The following is a 17,218-nucleotide window of genomic DNA, read 5'->3' on the forward strand; positions in this document are numbered from 1 at the left end:
TATTTTTTAGTCATCATTTTAAAATCTTTCCTTCCTCAATTACTAAAGTATATATTATGAATTACTTAATTGTTAATAATACATTAAATAAAGCAATTGTAAATATTTTAATCCTCATAAACCCTTATCTAAAAAGGAATAAAAGCTATTAGTTAAAAAAAAGTTAAAAAAAAGCAATAATCATAAAAAAATTAAGAAAAAAATAATCTTCGATTTAAATATGATTTATTTATTTAGTTTTATTTTTAAATTAGTAAGCATAATTTCTGTCATTTTTTCTATTGAATTTTTTGGTTCAAACCCCCAATCAGTCTTTGCTTCAGTGTCATCTATAGAAGATGGCCAAGAGTCAGCAATTGCTTGTCTAAAATCGGTTTCATAAGAAATTTCAAATTCTGGAATATGTTTTTTAATTTCTATAGATAATTCTTTTGGAGAAAAACTTAATCCTCCAAGATTATATGATTTAAATTCATTAAGCTCGTTATTATCTGTACCCATTAATTTTAGAATAGCATCAATAGCATCATCCATATAAAGCATAGGTAAATATGTATTTTCTTTTAAAAAGCATGTATATTTTTTATTTTCTATTGCTTTGTAGTAAATATCTACAGCATAATCTGTTGTTCCACCTCCTGCAGGAGTTTTCCATGAAATAAGACCAGGGAAACGGACTGAACGAACATCTACATTATGATTTTGTTGATACCATTTACACCAATACTCACCAGAAAGTTTAGAAATACCATAGACAGTTGAAGGTGTTTGTATAGGGTTTTGTGGCGTATTATCTTTTGGAGTATCTGGTCCAAAAACACCTATTGAAGAAGGCCAGAAAATTTTATCAATAATTTTATCTTTTGCTAATTCAAGAAAAGTAAGTAATGTATCCATGTTCAATTTCCATCCAAACATTGGATTTTTCTCTGCTGTTCCAGATAATAATGCAGCTAAATGATAAACAGTTTTTACATTATGTTTATGGATTACTTCTTTTATTCTTTCAACATCCAGTACATCAATTACTTCATAAATACCATCATAGTTTACATCTTTAGGATCTCTAATATCTGAAATAATAACATTATTTTTTCCATAAATTGTTTTCAATTTTTCTGCTAATTCAGATCCAATTTGTCCTAGTGCACCGGTTATTAAAATCGTATCGGTTTTCATACTAAAAAGTTACTTTTGTTTGTTTGGCCAAAGGTAAAATAATTAACATGAAAATAAAGATTTTTCTGAGATTATTCTTTTCATTTAATTAGCTATTTAATGTGTTTATTTTCAGTTGTTTGATTGTTTTAAAAAAAGAAAATATATATCTTATTTATCAAAATGAGATACATCCTATAAAAGGACTCTATTATAAATATGCTCTAAACATATTTTAGTAGATTTGTAACATAAGAAATATTATTAAGACAAATAAACGAGGAATAATATCTATTAAAACAATGAAAAAGAATTTTTTTATAGCAGCTTTTGCATGTACATCTATGTTGGCTATGGCACAAGATGGCTATCATGCAATCAATCCAAATTACATGGATAAAACAGTTCGTCCACAAGATGATTTATATAATTATGTAAATGGTAATTGGATGAAAATTACAGAAATACCTTCTGATAGAGCAAGATGGGGGAGTTTTGATGAGTTAATTGAAAATACAGATAAAGTAACTTTAAAATTAGTTCAAGATTTAATTAAAACAAAGCATAAACAAGGAACAAGTGAACAAAAAATAGCTGATTTATATGAAGCTTATGTAAACTTGGATGCTAGAAATAAAACTGGTTTAGCTCCTCTTCAAAAATATTTTAATCAAATTGATAAAATTAAAAATTTAAAAGATTTACAAAAATATTTAATAGAAGTTTCTCCGATAGGTGAAAATCCATTTTATGGAGTTTATGTTTATGCAGATCTTAAAAATAGTAAAGAAAATGCAGTTTATTTAAGTAGTATAGATTTAAGTTTAGGTAAAACTTACTACCAAAAAGAAGATGCAAAAAATACAGAAACTTTAGGTAAATTTTCAAGTTTTGTAGATCAATTAATGCCTTTTACAGGATCTAAAACAAGAGATTTAAAAGGTCCTAAGATTGTAGAATTTGAGAAAATGATGTCAAAATACATCAAAACTGTAGAAGAAGATCGTGATCCTAATAAATCATACAATCCAGTAAAATTATCAGAAGTTAAAAAATTAACTAAGAATATCGATATTGAAGGATATGTAAAAGCGTTAGGAATAAATCCAGAAACTGTTATTGTTGAAGAATTGGATTATTACAAAAACTTAGATAAAATTTTAACTCAAGAAAACATTCCGTTAATTAAAGAATATCTTCGTTTTAAATTAATTAATTCTTATGCAGGTTATTCAACAACAGAATTAGATAAGATTAACTTTAATTTTTATGGTAAAACTTTATCTGGACAAAAAGAACAACGTGCATTAGAAAAAAGAGGTTTATCTTTTGTGAATGGTACAACAGGAGAATTATTAGGTCAAATTTATGTAAAAGATAATTTTCCACCAGAAGCAAAAGCAAAGGCTGAAGAGTTAATTAGCTATATTTTCAAATCATTTGACAAACATATCAATGAGTTAGAATGGATGTCAGCTGATACAAAGAAAAAAGCAATAGATAAACTAAATAAATTTACTGTAAAAATTGGTTATCCAGATAAATGGAAAGATTATTCAGATTTACAAGTAAAATCATTGGCTGATGGAGGTAATTTAATAGATGATGTTATTGAAATTAGTAAATGGCGTACAAAAGAAAATTTAAAAGATTTTGGTAAGCCAGTAGATAAAACTCGTTGGGGAATGTCACCACAAACGGTTAATGCTTATTTTAATCCAACAAATAACGAAATAGTTTTCCCTGCGGCAATTTTACAGCCTCCTTTTTATGATTATAGAGCAGATGCAGCTGTAAATTTTGGAGGAATTGGAGCAGTTATTGGTCACGAAATTTCTCATGGATTCGATGATTCAGGAGCAAAATTCGATGGTGATGGAAACTTAGTAAATTGGTGGACAAAGCAAGACGAAGAAAAATTTGCTCAAGCAACAAAAGCTTTAGCAACACAATATGATGCTTACGAGCCAGTAAAAGGAAGCCATGTAAATGGAACATTTACTTCAGGAGAAAATATTGGAGATTTAGGAGGAGCTTCTGTAGCTTTCGATGCCTTACAAATGTATTTAAAAGATAAAGGAACTTATGGAAATATTGATGGATTTACTCCTCAACAACGTTTTTTCCTATCTTGGGCAACAATCTGGAGAACTAAAGCAACAAATGAAGCATTAGAAAATCAAGTGAAAACGGATCCACATTCACCAGGATATTTCCGTTCTTTCGGACCAATTATCAATATTGATGCTTTCCATGATGCTTTTCAAACAAAACCTGGAGATAAATTATACAAAGCACCAAAAGATCGTATAAAGATTTGGTAAAATGATTGGTAAAATCTTATCTTGGATAAAAAATAAAAAAAGAATTATAAAAATGACTACAGTAGAAGCAATAACAAATGAAAATGCAACATTAATAGATGTTCGCGAACCATACGAATTAGAAACAGACGGTTTTGTTCCAAATGCAATCAATATTCCTTTAGGAGATGTTCCTACAAGAGTAGAGGAAATAAAAGCAATGTCTAAACCGGTTGTTGTTTTTTGTAGAAGTGGTAATCGATCTGGTTCTGCTGCTCAATTTTTACAAGCTAACGGATTAGAAGAAGTTTTTAATGGAGGAGGTTACCAAGATGTTTTAGATATTTTAGGTCAATAATTTCATTGAAAGTAAATATAAAAAAACCGATAATTTATTATCGGTTTTTTTATATCTCTATTTTTTATAATTTGGGCAAACCCTTCAGGACACGCTTTCTATTGCAATCTTTGCTCGTCGCAAAGGATTTCCATTACAATCGTTTTTGCAGTATAATCTAAATAATAGAATTAAAATTTTATTAGCAAGATAATTTTATTTCTTTTAATACTTCAGGTAAAACTGTATTAGAAAAAACTTCTTTTGCCTCTAATAAAAGAGGTTTATAATCATGATAACGATTCGAGAAATGACCTAAAATTAATTTTTTAGCATTTGCTTCTTTTGCAATCAAAGCAGCTTCTTTTGCTGTAGAATGTCCTGTATATATAGCTAAATCTTTCAATTCATGTAAAAAAGTAGATTCATGATAAAGTAAATCCACATCTTTTATAATCGGAACAATATCTGGTTTATATTTTGTGTCAGAACAAAAAGCATAACTTAAAGACTTAGGAGCATCAAATGTTAAATAATTATTAGGAATAATCTCTCCAGAATTTAAGATAAAATCTTTTCCATTCTTCAAATTTTGATAATCACAAACATCAATTTCAGAAAATTCTTCTATTGTATCCATATTCAATTTCCTACCTTTAGGTTTTTCTCTAAAAAGGTAACCGTTCGCATAAATACGATGATTTAAAGGAATAGAAAATACTTCAACTTTTTCATCATCAAAAACAAGGACAGATTCTTTTGTGTGTAGTTCATTAAAAATTATTTCAAAAGAATTATTAGACTCTGTTAATCTTAGTTGTGTTGTTATAAATTCTTTTATTCCTTTCGGGCCATGAATAGTTAGTGGAGTATCTCTTCCTAATAATTGAAAAGTGGATATTAATCCAATTAATCCAAAAACATGATCGCCATGTAAATGAGAAATAAAAATATTATTTATTCTATTAAATTTTGCTTTTGCTTTTCGTAATTGCACTTGTGTCCCTTCTCCACAATCAATTAAAAAATATCTTTCAGCAATATTTAATAATTGGGCAGTAGGGTGTGTGTAGGCAGTAGGTAATGCCGAATTAAATCCTAGTATAGTTAATTGTAAACTCAAATTGTTTTTAGGTTTGTTAAAAAATCATTTAGCTTTTCTACAGCTTTTCCTCTATGACTAATTTTGTTTTTTTCTTCTGCTGTCATTTGTGCAAAAGATTTGGAAAAGCCATCAGGAATAAAAATAGGATCATAACCAAAACCATTATCACCTAAAACTTCAGTAGAAATAGTTCCATTTATACGCCCTTCGAAAAAATATTCCTTGTTATCCAAAATTAAGCAGAAAATAGATATAAAATACGCTTTTCTATTAGTTTTGTCCTTTAATTCTTTTAAAGCTTTAGCAATATTATCTTTATCTTCTCCAGTTCCAGCATATCTATGAGAGTAAACACCTGGAGCTCCATCTAAAGCTTCAATCACTAATCCAGAATCATCAGCAAAAATATTTTTTCCTGTTTTATTAGAAATAGTTTTTGCTTTTAATAATGCATTTTCTTCAAATGTTTCACCTGTTTCTTCTATTTCATCATGAAAATTAATATCACTTAAAGATTTCATCGATAAATAAGAGGGTAACATTTTACTAACTTCTTTTACTTTGTTATTATTGTGTGTAGCGAAAATAAGTTCCATTTTATTGTTTTTTTGTATTCTTATAAAGAGTAAATAGACTTAATATACCCAAGATAGTCATTATTCCTATTATAACATGATTATTACTTAAAAATACATTTTCTTCTGTATCTCCATAAATTAACATTAGAACATAAGAAAGTGTATTGTTTAGGAAATGCAGAAACATTGTTAAAAATAGAGAATTTGTTCTGTAGTATATAAAACCAAATATTATTCCTAATATTCCTGCACCTATAAATTGCCAAGGATTCATATGTGCTAATCCAAATATTAATCCACTTATAAAAATGGCAACACTAGCTTTTACATTATGGTTCAGCATTCCTTTTAATATGATTCCTCTAAAAAGAATTTCTTCGAAAATAGGAGCAAGAATACAAATTGTGATAAAACCTGCAATCTTGTAGTTTAACATCATGTTGAATGTTTTTTCGAAACTTTTATATAGTTCTTCTAATAATCCGTCTGTTGGTATTAAGCTAGTACATAACTCAGCTAATGGTAGAAAAAAGAACCAGCAGCATACAGCTAAAATTAGTTGAATAGCAGAAAAAGGAGTTTTTATTGCTTCCAGAATTAATGAAATTTTTGTTTTTGTAAGTGCAAGTAAAAGGCAAATAGCAGAAATTGTTCCAACTAAAAAACCTAGAGGTAATAAGATATTATTTAAAGGAGCATAAAATAATGATGGTATAGATACAATTCCACCAAAAAATTGCCAAGTAACAATTGCAATAAAACTATAATAAAATGCTTTCCCAACAGAGAAGTTTAATTTAGATTTTATTGTGTTTTTTTCACTATTCATGATGATACGGTTTACCTTGCAATATACTAAAACCTCTATAGATTTGCTCTGTCAAAAACAAACGAACCATTTGATGAGTAAATGTCATGTTAGAAAGTGACATTTTTTTATTTCCTCTGTTGTATACAGATTCATCAAAACCGTAAGGTCCACCAATTACAAAAACAAGATTTTTTACTGATTGGTTCATATAATTTTGTATATCATCAGCAAATTGTTTAGATGTTGGTTGTTTACCTTTTTCATCTAATATAATTACAAAGTCAGTATTTACAATTTTTCCTAAAATTTGTTCAGCTTCTTTTTGTTTCTGTTGAATTTCTGATAAATTTTTACGATTTTTTATATCCGGTATCTCAATTCTTTGATAATTTATGTGAGAAGGTAATCGATTTTCATATTTTTGTAAAAGCATCTCAATAGCTTTTTCATCGGTTTTACCAATACAAATAGTTGTTATATTCATTAAAACAAATTAATTTAAGGCAAAAATATGCGCATTCTTCAAGAAATTAAAACATACACAGGAATAAATTATTTTCGAGAATGGTCGAGAACAAAAATGATGAATAAAAAAACTGGAATTACTGTTCATGATTTCTTGAAAGTTTTTTGGATTAGAGTGATGAAAGGTAATTTTCCATTACGTTCTGCGGCTATTTCATGGATTTTATTTTTTAGTATGTTTCCTTTCTTACTTTTCTTATTCAGTGTTTTACCTCATTTATATCATTATCAAGAAATAAAAAAATTATTATTTACTCAATTTTTACCTCAACTATTACCTAGTCATGTTAGTAATGATGTTATCTCATATATTGATAGTACAACACAATTACAAGGTAAACGAAAAGTAAATTATTTTATGATTTTGATTACAATATTCATGTCATCTAATGGAATTCAGGGGATTATAAATGGATTTAATACTTCGTATCAAGATGTTTATGTTAAACGTAAAAACTTTAAATCAAGATTATTATCTATAGTTTTAACTTTGTTTTTTACAATATTTATAGTATTGCAGGTTTCTTTGACCTATTCGACTTTGGTTATATGGAAATTTTTAACTCATATTCCATTTTTAGGGAAATTAAGTGAATTTTCTTACTTAATTAATTACATTGCTATATTCATGTTTTATTTTATATCAATGTGTATGCTGTATTATTTTGGACCAAATCATAAAAAAACTAGAAGTACTGTATTACCAGGAGCAGTGTTAACTTCAGTTTTATTTTTATTCACAGTTATAGGATTTAATACTTATTTAAGTTATTTTACGAATATAAATTTGCTTTATGGTTCTTTAGGTTTAGTTATGATTATGATGATATTTGTTTATATTAATGTCATTCTGATGTTGATTGGTTATGAGTTAAATATGTCTATAAATTATACAAAATATTACGAAGATGTTAATCATATAGATAATAGTCGTTATATTAATTTAGATAAGGAATAGAGAAAAAACAGTTTAATTACAATTAAACTGTTTTTTTAGTTGTTGATTTTATAAAGTATAAAAAATGAAAAAAATGTTTTTGTCATCATCATTTAATGATGTTTATCAATTTTTAGAGAATTTTTATGGAGAAAGTGTAAAAGGTAAAACAGTTGCATTTATTGATACTGCAAGTTTAGTAGAAGATTATACAAAATATGTTGATGATGATAGAAAAGCTTTTATAGATTTAGGAATTATTATTAAAGATTTAGATATTATAGGAAAACATCAAAATGAAATGAGTAAAGTTTTTTCAGAATCAGATATGATTTTTGTTTCAGGAGGAAACACATTTTATTTACTTCAAGAATTAAAAAAATCTAATGCTGATCAGTTAATTATTGATGAAATAAAAAAAGGAAAACTTTATATTGGTTCATCAGCAGGTAGTATTATTTTATCTAAAGATATTTTATACGTGGATAAAATGGATGATAAAAGAAAAGCTACAGAATTAGAGAATTTTTTAGGTTTAAATATGGTTGACTTTTATACTTTACCTCATTTAAATAATGAACCATTTACCGAAATTGTAGAAGACATTTTAAAAGAGAATAATAGAATAGATAAATTGCATCTAGTTCCAATAAGTAATCATCAAGTTATATTGGTTAATAATAGTCAGTATAAAATAATAGGTTAAAAATGATAAAATGAAAAGATTTAATAATAAAACAATATTAATTACAGGAGGTACAAGTGGGATAGGTTTAGCAGGAGCAAAACGTTTGTTAGAAGAAGGAGCTAAAGTTATTATTACTGGAAGAACAGAAAGTCATTTATTTGAAGCTAAAGAGCAATTAGGAAATAATGTTATAATAGTAGAGAATGATGTAGAAAAAGAAGATTTTTTAACTGATTTGTTATCTGTAGTAAAAAAAAGTGGGAAAATTGATGGTTTATGGTTAAATGCAGCTTTTGCTGCTGGAGGTGATTTAAATACTTTAGATAAAAATTCAATTGATAAAATGTTTCATGTAAATGTTGTGGCTCCAATGTTACAAATGGGAGCTTTGTCACCATTTATAAATAATGGAGGTGCTGTTGTGGTTACATCTTCTAGTGCTGTTTATGAGGGTCAATCTTCAATTTCTCTATATTCAGCAACAAAAGCTGCAATTTTATCAGCTGCTAAATCTTGGGCAGCAGAGTTATCACCCAGAGGAATTAGAGTAAATTCTATTATACCTGGTCCTATAAAAAGTAATCTTAGATCATCACTTCCTGATGATTTACGTCAACAATTTGAAGAAGAATTAGCTAAAACACTTTTATTAAAAAGAATAGGAGAGCCTGAAGAGGCTGCTGCTATTGCGCTATTTTTATTATCAGATGATTCTAGTTATGTAACTGGTAGTGAATACATCGTTGATGGAGGTTTATTGATGAAATAAAATTAATTATAAAAGAATATATAATATTACATATATTTACAATAATACTTAATTGTATTTAATTAAATTCTTGAACTGATTAAAAAATATTTTTGATCAATGAATGTTTTTTAATTAGTTAAAAATAAGCATTTTATTGTTTTTTGTTTTTAAATAAGTCACTTTTTTTAAAAAAAATAGTGACTTATTTAGTTTTCATGTGTCATAATAGTGAAAGTAAGTTAAATGTCGAAAGATCCGATTGAACATCTAGATGATGACAATTTAGTTGAGAAGATTGTTCAAACAAAAGATCAATATTTGTTTGGTGTATTATATGATAGATATGCTGATATTATTTATAATAAATGTTGGAGTTTTGTTGAAGATAAGGAGGAAGCGCATGATATGACGCATGATATATTTGTAAAGTTATTTTTAAAACTTAGAACATATCAAGCTAAATCAAAGTTTTCTACTTGGCTATACTCTTTTGTATATAATTTTTGTATAAATCATATACAAAGAAAGTTGAATAATAATGAAAAACAATTTTCAGTTACCGAGGATTTGCTTGAAAATTATGAAGAAGAAATTGATGACAAAGAAATATTTGAATTAAAAGTTGAAAAGTTGAACTGTTCATTAGCAAAATTAGATGTTGAAGATAAATCTATATTATTGATGAAATATCAAGATGGTTTTTCTATAAAAGATTTATCTAATGCTTTAGAAATAGGTGAGAGTGCAACTAAAATGAGATTGAATAGAGCAAAAAATCGTTTGTTGAATATTTATAAAGAATTGTAATATGGAAAATCCTTTTAAAACTATTATAACTAACGAAAAGCTTCCAGAAACAATCAAACAAAAAGTAATGGATGATGTTGCGTTAGTAAAATTAACGTTGAATGTTGCAGAATTAGTTTCTGTAAAATATCCAAAAACAATAGGTAGTATTTTGAGTATAGGAAAAAATACTTCAAAGAAAAACCCTAAAAAGAAAGATTAAAAAGAAAAGTATGAATATAGGTTTAAACTTTAGTTTATTGGAAAATTTGTACCAAGAAATGGTAAATGTTTTTCCTAAAATTATAGGAGGGATTGTATATATAGTCATTTCGTATTTTATATTAAAATTATTGCTAATTCTAACTAAATATATACTTAAAATTTCTAAAATAGATAACCTCAAAGAAGCATTGAATAATAATGATTTTTTAAAAAATTCATCTATAGAAGTTGATCCTCAAAAAATAATATTACAATTTGTAAAAGTGTTTATCATCTTACTAATTATAATTATAGGATCTGATATATTTGGATTAGTAGTTGTATCTAGACAAATAGGTAGAATTATAGATTACTTACCACAATTTTTTAGTGCCTTAATCATATTTATAGGAGGTTTTTATTTAGCAAGTTATGTAAAAACATTAATAAAAAGCTTATTAAAATCTTTTGATCTTAATGGTGCTACAATTGTAGGTAATATATTATTTTATATAATTTTAATTTTTACAATTTTAACATCTTTAAATCAAGCAGGAATTAATACTGACTTAATAACAAATAATTTATCATTAATTATTGGTGCAATACTTCTAACTATTTCTATAGCTTTTGGACTAGGTTCAAAAGATATTATTTACAGAATATTATTATCATTTTATGCAAATAAAAATTTCGAAGTAGGACAAAAAATAATTATTGATGATGAAATTGAAGGAATAATAATATCTATTGACAATATATCACTTATACTACAAGTAGGAGAAAAACAAATTGTTTATCCTATAAAAGTAATTTCGAATAGAAAAATACAAATATTAAATAATAATCAATCTTAAAAAGATTCTCTAAATTAACCAAAATCAATGATTTTTTACCGAAAATCAAGCCGCTTTTAACCTAACTACCTAACCTATTTTTTGTGAATATATTTCACATTTTACCAAACCCAGATTTAATAGAAAGACAATCTATACCAAAATACTTTCTATCTATCTATTAAATCAAAAAATAATTCCTCAAAAAGAGACTGAAATCTATCAGTCTCTTTTTATTTTTTTTATATGTAAGTTATATTTTTTTGTATATTTGCACTTCAATACATAAGAATTATTAAATAATATTGGCATGTACTTATCAACAGAAGTAAAAAGCGAAATCTTCGCAAAACACGGAAAATCAGCTACAGATACAGGATCAGCTGAAGGGCAAATTGCATTATTCACTTACCGTATCAAACATTTAACTGAGCACTTGAAAAAAAATCATAAAGATTTTAATACAGAAAGATCTTTAGTATTATTAGTAGGTAAGCGTAAAGCGTTATTAAACTACTTAAAGAAAAAAGATATTACAAGATACCGTGCGATTATCGCTGAATTAGGATTACGTAAGTAATTTGAAAAAAATAAAAAGGGCAATTATGTTAAAATTGCCTTTTTTTTTGTTAGATATCCAAATAAGATACATACATTTATAAAAATACAGTTAAGGCAAACGGCTTTAACTTAGACGAATTAAATACTAAGAAGACGAATGATTCCACAGGCGATCACAGAAAAAATTACTCTTGCAGACGGCAGAGAAATTACAATTGAAACAGGGAAATTAGCAAAACAGGCTGATGGATCTGTGGTTGTACGCATGGGTGATACCATGTTATTAGCTACAGTAGTAGCAAACAAAGAAGCTAATCCAGGTGTAGATTTCTTACCTTTAACAGTTGATTATAGAGAGAAATTTTATGCTGGAGGACGTATTCCAGGAAACTTTTTTAGAAGAGAAGCAAAACCATCAGATGATGAGGTTTTAACTATGCGTTTGGTAGACCGTGTATTAAGACCTATGTTTCCAGAAGATTTCCATGCGGAAGTACAAGTGATGATTTCTCTTATATCTTACGATAAACAAGTAATGCCAGAAGCATTAGCAGGATTAGCTGCTTCTGCTGCAATAGCAATTACAGATATACCTTTTACATTAATTTCAGAAGCTCGTGTTATACGTCTTAATGGAGAATTAATGATAAATCCTTCAGTAGAGCAATTAGCACAAGCTGATATTGATATTATGGTAGGAGCTTCTAAAGATTCTGTTGTAATGGTAGAAGGTGAAATGAGTGAAATTTCTGAGCGTGAAATGTTAGATGCAATAGAATTTGCTCATTCAGAAATTAAAAAACAAATTGAAGCTCAAGAAAGTTTAGCTACTAAAGTAGGTAAATCAACTCCTAAACGTGAATATAACCACGAAACTCATGACGAAGAAATTCGTGAAAAAGTTTGGGCTTATGGTTATGATAAATTTTATGATATAGCTAAAAGTCCATCAGAAAAGCACGAAAGAGGAGAAAAGTTTGCTGCTGTAGAAGAGGAATTCTTAGCGCAATATGCAGAAGATGAAGAAGAGTTAGCTCGTGTTAAGCCTTTTGCTCATATCTATTTTCATGATGTACAAAAAGAAGCTGTTCGTCAATTAATTTTAAATGAAGGAATTCGTTTAGATGGACGTGATCCTAAAACTATTCGTCCTATTTGGACAGAAGTTGATTATTTACCATCAACACACGGATCTGCTATTTTTACACGTGGGGAAACTCAAGCATTAGCTACTGTAACATTAGGATCTTCTAAAGATGCTAATATGGTAGATGGTGTTGTAACAAATTTTGATGAAAAATTCTTTTTACATTATAACTTCCCTCCATTCTCTACAGGTGAAGCACGTCCTTTAAGAGGAACTTCTCGTCGTGAGGTTGGTCATGGAAATTTAGCACAAAGAGCATTAGCTCAAATGTTACCTGACGAATGTCCTTATACTGTACGTATCGTTTCAGAAGTATTAGAATCTAATGGTTCTTCTTCTATGGCAACTGTTTGTGCTGGAACATTAGCTTTAATGGATTCAGGTTTACAAATGAAAAAACCAGTTTCGGGTATTGCAATGGGATTGATTACAGATACTAAATCTGGTAAATTCACTGTATTATCTGATATCTTAGGAGATGAAGATCACTTAGGAGATATGGACTTTAAAGTGACAGGTACTGCTGATGGTATTACAGCATGTCAGATGGATATAAAAGTACAAGGATTATCTATGGAAATTATGGAAACGGCATTGTTACAAGCTAAAGAAGGTCGTTTACACATTTTAGGTAAATTACTTGAAACTTTACCAGAACCACGTCAACAGTTAAAACCAAATGCACCTAAAGTTGTAGTTGTAGAAATTCCTAAAGAATTTATTGGAGCTGTAATAGGACCAGGAGGAAAAGTAATTCAAGAATTACAAAAAGAAACTGAAACTGTTATTGCAATTACAGAGCAAGAAACTACTGGTCGTGTTGAGATTAATGGTGTTATCCAAGAAAATATCGATAGAGTAGTAGAAAGAATTAAACAAATTGCATTTGTTCCAGAGGCTGGAGCAACTTATAATGCAGTTGTAAAATCTATCAAACCTTTTGGAGCTTTCGTAGAAATTTCTAAAGGAGTTGAAGGTTTAGTTCATATTTCTGAGATAGAGCATAAAAGATTAGAAAAAGTTGAAGATGCGTTAAATATTGGAGACAAAATCGAAGTTAAATTTTTAGGATACGATGATAAAAAGAAAATGAAATTATCTCGTAAGGCATTATTACCTAAACCTGAAAAAACAGCAGATAAAAAAGAAGTGAAAACTCAAGAAAATAAGGACGCTTAATTTTTGAGCAATACAAATAAAAAAAGCAGTATAATTTTATTATACTGCTTTTTTAGTTTTATGCTATTTTTTTTAATTAGCCATTAACAGCTTCTACATTATCAACAACATCAGGCATCATTTCTTTTAAAATACCTTCAATACCATTTTTTAATGTTGCAGTAGAAGAAGGACAACCAGAACAAGCACCTTGTAATAACATTTTTGCAGTTCTTGTTTCTTCATCAAATTCAATTAATTCAATATTTCCACCATCATTTGCTACAGCAGGCTGAACATATTCATCTAATATGGATTTTATTTGTTGCTCAATAGAAGAAAAATCTTCTTGCGCTTTTACAACTACATGTTCTGGTGCATCTGTAGAAAATTCATAGAATTCATCAAAAACGATTCCTCCGGCTTGTAAATATTGTGTAATAAATGATCTAACATCCATAGTCCATAAAGACCAATCTTCTGAATCATTTTTTGTTAAAGAAACATAATTATCTACAATGAATACTTCTTCAACAAAAGGGTATTCTTTGTAAATAGCCACAGCAAGAGGAACTCCAGCAGCTTTTTCTTTTGATTTTATTTCAATAATTTCAGGAGTTAACATTGTGTTAGACACAAACTTCATAACAGCTGGATTAGGAGTCATTTCTGCATAAATAGAAACAGGTGCTTTTTTCATAGCAACCAATACAGCATTTTCTTCTAAATGATCATTAATTATTTCTTTTAAATCTTCACTTACATCAGACCATTCAATACCATCAGTTTTTTCTATAGCTACAAAATTTGCAGTAATAAATATTTTTCTTATAAATGGTATTGTTAGTAAAACTTGTGCTAATGGAGATTCTGAAGCTGTTGAATTTTTATCAAATTCAACACCTCCTTGCGTTAAAGTTACGTCACATACGAACTTCATCACATTATTATTTGGTGTAATTTCTTCGTGTACTCTCATAGTTTACAAAATTAGTTATAAATCTTAGACAATTTATATTAATTAATTGTTTTTTACTATGCAGATATACTTATAATAAATACAATTGTTTTAAAAATAATTATTGATTTTTTAATTCAACAATTGTTTTATTTGCTTTGTATAAATGATCACCTAAGATTTCATAATTCTGAATCAAATCTTTATAAAATAAAGCACTTGTAGTAAGAATTTTTTCTTTTTCTATGGTTCTCATTAAATTAGATTCAGCTTCTTTATATATGGTATTAATAGTTTTTTCTATACATTCAGCTTGCTTTATAGAAACTTCTTCATGCATCTCGTTTAGATTTTGATTTAAAATTCTAGTTGCTTGATCCAAGTTCTCTTGAAATTCAACTAAATATAGACGCATTTTTGGAGTGAAATAGCTATTTGTAGTTCTTCGTTTACGATGTATAGAAGAAATTTTTATGGCAATATCTCCAACACTTTCTAGATGATGACAAAGTGTTATAAGTTTTAAAATAGAAAGAGTGTTTTCATTAGGTAAATCAAGTTCAGTAATTTCATTTAAAAAATCATTTACATCTTTTTCTAGTTGATCTCCTTCTTTTTCTAACTCCAATATACGCTCTCTAAATACAATTATTTTTTCTTCATCACTCTCCGTAATCATTCTACCAAGAGTATATATAGCTTGTTTAGTTGTTGTTGCTAATTTTAATAATTTTTTATTAGCTTCATTTTTATATAAGTCAGAGTTTGTACCAAATGGTATAGCGTAAAATTCAATTTTTTTATCTGGTTGATTAATTGAGAAATATCTTTTCTGGCAAAAAATAGCTATTTTATTTACAAAAGGATAAAATATAAGAACTCCAAAAATATTTGTAATTGTATCAAAACTAATTAACTGAATAGATAAGTTAGTAGATATGTTATTATTAATGAATTGTAAAAGGTATTCTCCTAAAAATAAAAAAACTATAGCAACAATAATGTTGAAAAAAGTATGGAATACGGCTACAACTTTAGTTAATCGATCTCCTATAGCTGCGACTAAATGAGCTGTAAATGTTGTTCCTATATTTGCTCCAAGAACAATCATAGCAGCTAATTCTGCAGGTAGTCCTTTGCTTGTTAGTAATATTGCTATTGTTATCGAAGCAGAAGAGAAATGAACTACAATTGTAATTACAATTCCTATTAAAATGAATAATATATTGGTTAATAAACTTTGTTGAGATAAATGATGGAAAAAATCTTGTACTTCTTGATGCTCTTCAATTGATGGAATAAAGTTTTTTAAAAAAAATAAAGCAAAGAATAATAAAGATAAAGAAAATAAGATTCCTCCAATTTTTCTTTTATTTCTTTTTTTAGATAAGTAAAAAGGAAATGCAATTAAAATTAATGGAAGAGCTATTTCAATTAAATCGAATTTCATTCCAAAATATACAAGCCAAAGAGTAATTGTTGTGCCAATATTAGCTCCAAGTATAAGACCAAATGCTTTTTTTAAATTAATAAAACCTGCATTTACAAAACCTAGTATAAAAACACTTGCAGCAGATGACGACTGAATAGCAGTTGTAAAAACTGTACCAGTAAGTATGGTTGATAAATTGTTTTTTGTAAGTTTATTTAAGGTGTTCTTAAAATTTGATCCAGATAAAGCTTGTAAATTTTCACTTAGTAATTTAATAGCTAAAATAAACAAGGCAATTGCTCCGAATAGTTGTAATACTAATATAAAAGCGTGCATTTATTTTTTATTGAATACAAAAGTATGAAGTCTAATGTAAATAGAATATTATCTTTTTTCTTTTATTTTGTAATTTTTTTAAAAATATAAAATTCTGAAAATCAAAATTAAAGTAACTAAAATAGAAAAAAAAGTAAAAAATATTAAAAAAACATTTGCGAGATTCGAAAAACTGCCCTAATATTGCACCACGAAAAAGGAACAACACTTCTTTCGAGAAATGAATCTCCTGTTTTCAATTTGAAATATTCAAATAATAATATTTTTGCCGATGTAGCTCAGCTGGCTAGAGCAGCTGATTTGTAATCAGCAGGTCGTGGGTTCGAGTCCCTCTATCGGCTCAGCAAAAATATAGGTCGGGGAGATACTCAAGCGGCCAACGAGGACGGACTGTAAATCCGTTGGGTAACCTTCGCAGGTTCGAATCCTGCTCTCCCCACTAAAAAGCCGATGTAGCTCAGCTGGCTAGAGCAGCTGATTTGTAATCAGCAGGTCGTGGGTTCGAGTCCCTCTATCGGCTCAATAAAGTTTTATATTTTATTTTAAAAACTAAATAATATTTTTGCCGATGTAGCTCAGCTGGCTAGAGCAGCTGATTTGTAATCAG

At 27.8% G+C, this 17,218-nt stretch carries 17 protein-coding genes and 3 tRNA genes; 13 read left to right on the forward strand and 7 right to left on the reverse strand.

Annotated elements, in window-relative coordinates; translation table 11 throughout:
• Positions 1-225: 225 nt before the first annotated feature.
• Complete coding sequence (locus RT575_RS08795; protein ID WP_313580247.1) at positions 226-1,179, reverse strand: NAD-dependent epimerase/dehydratase family protein; 954 nt, start codon at positions 1,177-1,179, stop codon at positions 226-228.
• 281 nt (positions 1,180-1,460) lie between these two features.
• Here RT575_RS08795 and RT575_RS08800 point away from each other — a divergent pair, with 281 nt between their 5' ends.
• Positions 1,461-3,482, forward strand: coding sequence for a M13 family metallopeptidase (locus tag RT575_RS08800; protein ID WP_313386439.1), 2,022 nt, complete (start codon positions 1,461-1,463; stop codon positions 3,480-3,482).
• Positions 3,483-3,534: 52 nt separating this feature from the next.
• Positions 3,535-3,819 carry a rhodanese-like domain-containing protein gene (locus tag RT575_RS08805; protein WP_313376935.1) on the forward strand — a complete coding sequence of 95 codons (285 nt, stop codon included), beginning with the start codon at positions 3,535-3,537 and terminating at the stop codon, positions 3,817-3,819.
• A 181-nt stretch (positions 3,820-4,000) separates the two neighbouring features.
• Here the strand turns inward: RT575_RS08805 and RT575_RS08810 are convergent, their stop codons facing one another.
• Genes RT575_RS08810 through rlmH form a run of 4 tightly spaced genes read right to left on the reverse strand, consistent with a single transcriptional unit; the run spans position 4,001 to position 6,776 of the window.
• A complete protein-coding gene (locus tag RT575_RS08810) occupies positions 4,001-4,921 on the reverse strand; it encodes a ribonuclease Z (protein ID WP_313580250.1) in 921 nt (306 codons plus the stop codon).
• Entirely contained in the window at positions 4,918-5,499 is a 582-nt protein-coding gene (gene rdgB / locus RT575_RS08815) for an RdgB/HAM1 family non-canonical purine NTP pyrophosphatase (RefSeq protein ID WP_313386437.1), read from the reverse strand. The genes RT575_RS08810 and rdgB overlap by 4 nt, the downstream gene beginning before the upstream one ends.
• A gap of 1 nt (position 5,500) precedes the next feature.
• Complete coding sequence (locus RT575_RS08820; protein WP_313580252.1) at positions 5,501-6,310, reverse strand: type II CAAX endopeptidase family protein; 810 nt, start codon at positions 6,308-6,310, stop codon at positions 5,501-5,503.
• Complete coding sequence (rlmH, locus tag RT575_RS08825; RefSeq protein WP_313386435.1) at positions 6,303-6,776, reverse strand: 23S rRNA (pseudouridine(1915)-N(3))-methyltransferase RlmH; 474 nt, start codon at positions 6,774-6,776, stop codon at positions 6,303-6,305. The genes RT575_RS08820 and rlmH overlap by 8 nt, the downstream gene beginning before the upstream one ends.
• A gap of 27 nt (positions 6,777-6,803) precedes the next feature.
• On the opposite strand from rlmH, the gene RT575_RS08830 reads away from it, so the two are divergent.
• The 8 genes from RT575_RS08830 to RT575_RS08865 all read left to right on the forward strand — a co-directional run bounded on the left by RT575_RS08830 (position 6,804) and on the right by RT575_RS08865 (position 13,906).
• Positions 6,804-7,775: a YihY/virulence factor BrkB family protein gene (locus tag RT575_RS08830; protein ID WP_313580254.1), complete on the forward strand. Its 972-nt coding sequence runs from the start codon at positions 6,804-6,806 to the stop codon at positions 7,773-7,775.
• A 64-nt stretch (positions 7,776-7,839) separates the two neighbouring features.
• A complete protein-coding gene (locus RT575_RS08835; RefSeq protein WP_313580256.1) occupies positions 7,840-8,460 on the forward strand; it encodes a Type 1 glutamine amidotransferase-like domain-containing protein in 621 nt (206 codons plus the stop codon).
• 10 nt (positions 8,461-8,470) lie between these two features.
• A complete protein-coding gene (locus RT575_RS08840) occupies positions 8,471-9,211 on the forward strand; it encodes an SDR family oxidoreductase (RefSeq protein ID WP_313386432.1) in 741 nt (246 codons plus the stop codon).
• Positions 9,212-9,436: 225 nt separating this feature from the next.
• Positions 9,437-10,000 carry a sigma-70 family RNA polymerase sigma factor gene (locus RT575_RS08845; protein WP_313580258.1) on the forward strand — a complete coding sequence of 188 codons (564 nt, stop codon included), beginning with the start codon at positions 9,437-9,439 and terminating at the stop codon, positions 9,998-10,000.
• A 1-nt stretch (position 10,001) separates the two neighbouring features.
• Positions 10,002-10,202, forward strand: a complete 201-nt coding sequence (locus tag RT575_RS08850; RefSeq protein ID WP_313386430.1) for a hypothetical protein — start codon at positions 10,002-10,004, stop codon at positions 10,200-10,202.
• A 10-nt stretch (positions 10,203-10,212) separates the two neighbouring features.
• The gene (locus RT575_RS08855) at positions 10,213-11,040 is read left to right on the forward strand and encodes a mechanosensitive ion channel family protein (RefSeq protein WP_313386429.1); all 828 of its coding nucleotides are present in this window, start codon (positions 10,213-10,215) and stop codon (positions 11,038-11,040) included.
• Positions 11,041-11,329: 289 nt separating this feature from the next.
• Complete coding sequence (gene rpsO / locus RT575_RS08860; protein ID WP_313376778.1) at positions 11,330-11,599, forward strand: 30S ribosomal protein S15; 270 nt, start codon at positions 11,330-11,332, stop codon at positions 11,597-11,599.
• Positions 11,600-11,737: 138 nt separating this feature from the next.
• A complete protein-coding gene (locus RT575_RS08865) occupies positions 11,738-13,906 on the forward strand; it encodes a polyribonucleotide nucleotidyltransferase (RefSeq protein ID WP_313580261.1) in 2,169 nt (722 codons plus the stop codon).
• 76 nt (positions 13,907-13,982) lie between these two features.
• On the opposite strand, the gene RT575_RS08870 is transcribed toward RT575_RS08865, so the two are convergent.
• Positions 13,983-14,864, reverse strand: coding sequence for a NifU family protein (locus RT575_RS08870; RefSeq protein ID WP_313580263.1), 882 nt, complete (start codon positions 14,862-14,864; stop codon positions 13,983-13,985).
• A 100-nt stretch (positions 14,865-14,964) separates the two neighbouring features.
• The gene (locus tag RT575_RS08875; RefSeq protein ID WP_313386426.1) at positions 14,965-16,611 is read right to left on the reverse strand and encodes a Na/Pi symporter; all 1,647 of its coding nucleotides are present in this window, start codon (positions 16,609-16,611) and stop codon (positions 14,965-14,967) included.
• 267 nt (positions 16,612-16,878) lie between these two features.
• Between RT575_RS08875 and RT575_RS08880 the strand changes: the two genes are divergently transcribed.
• The 3 genes from RT575_RS08880 (at position 16,879) to RT575_RS08890 (ending at position 17,131) form a co-directional block, all read left to right on the forward strand.
• Positions 16,879-16,952: transfer RNA gene (locus tag RT575_RS08880), tRNA-Thr, on the forward strand.
• A 17-nt stretch (positions 16,953-16,969) separates the two neighbouring features.
• Positions 16,970-17,050: transfer RNA gene (locus tag RT575_RS08885), tRNA-Tyr, on the forward strand.
• A 7-nt stretch (positions 17,051-17,057) separates the two neighbouring features.
• Positions 17,058-17,131 (forward strand) — tRNA-Thr (locus tag RT575_RS08890).
• The last annotated feature ends 87 nt before the right edge of the window (positions 17,132-17,218 follow it).

Origin of the sequence: Chishuiella sp. (genome assembly GCF_032109125.1) — a bacterium.
Taxonomy (GTDB): domain Bacteria; phylum Bacteroidota; class Bacteroidia; order Flavobacteriales; family Weeksellaceae; genus Empedobacter.

Excerpts from the sequence above, each read along its gene's own strand:
- RT575_RS08795 (WP_313580247.1), bottom strand. The coding sequence starts at position 1,179 with ATGAAAACCGATACGATTTTAATAACCGGTGCACTAGGACAAATTGGA.
- RT575_RS08800 (WP_313386439.1), top strand. The coding sequence starts at position 1,461 with ATGAAAAAGAATTTTTTTATAGCAGCTTTTGCATGTACATCTATGTTG.
- RT575_RS08805 (WP_313376935.1), top strand. The coding sequence starts at position 3,535 with ATGACTACAGTAGAAGCAATAACAAATGAAAATGCAACATTAATAGAT.
- rdgB (WP_313386437.1), bottom strand. The coding sequence starts at position 5,499 with ATGGAACTTATTTTCGCTACACACAATAATAACAAAGTAAAAGAAGTT.
- RT575_RS08820 (WP_313580252.1), bottom strand. The coding sequence starts at position 6,310 with ATGAATAGTGAAAAAAACACAATAAAATCTAAATTAAACTTCTCTGTT.
- rlmH (WP_313386435.1), bottom strand. The coding sequence starts at position 6,776 with ATGAATATAACAACTATTTGTATTGGTAAAACCGATGAAAAAGCTATT.
- RT575_RS08830 (WP_313580254.1), top strand. The coding sequence starts at position 6,804 with ATGCGCATTCTTCAAGAAATTAAAACATACACAGGAATAAATTATTTT.
- RT575_RS08835 (WP_313580256.1), top strand. The coding sequence starts at position 7,840 with ATGAAAAAAATGTTTTTGTCATCATCATTTAATGATGTTTATCAATTT.
- RT575_RS08840 (WP_313386432.1), top strand. The coding sequence starts at position 8,471 with ATGAAAAGATTTAATAATAAAACAATATTAATTACAGGAGGTACAAGT.
- RT575_RS08845 (WP_313580258.1), top strand. The coding sequence starts at position 9,437 with ATGTCGAAAGATCCGATTGAACATCTAGATGATGACAATTTAGTTGAG.
- RT575_RS08850 (WP_313386430.1), top strand. The coding sequence starts at position 10,002 with ATGGAAAATCCTTTTAAAACTATTATAACTAACGAAAAGCTTCCAGAA.
- RT575_RS08855 (WP_313386429.1), top strand. The coding sequence starts at position 10,213 with ATGAATATAGGTTTAAACTTTAGTTTATTGGAAAATTTGTACCAAGAA.
- rpsO (WP_313376778.1), top strand. The coding sequence starts at position 11,330 with ATGTACTTATCAACAGAAGTAAAAAGCGAAATCTTCGCAAAACACGGA.
- RT575_RS08865 (WP_313580261.1), top strand. The coding sequence starts at position 11,738 with ATGATTCCACAGGCGATCACAGAAAAAATTACTCTTGCAGACGGCAGA.
- RT575_RS08870 (WP_313580263.1), bottom strand. The coding sequence starts at position 14,864 with ATGAGAGTACACGAAGAAATTACACCAAATAATAATGTGATGAAGTTC.
- RT575_RS08875 (WP_313386426.1), bottom strand. The coding sequence starts at position 16,611 with ATGCACGCTTTTATATTAGTATTACAACTATTCGGAGCAATTGCCTTG.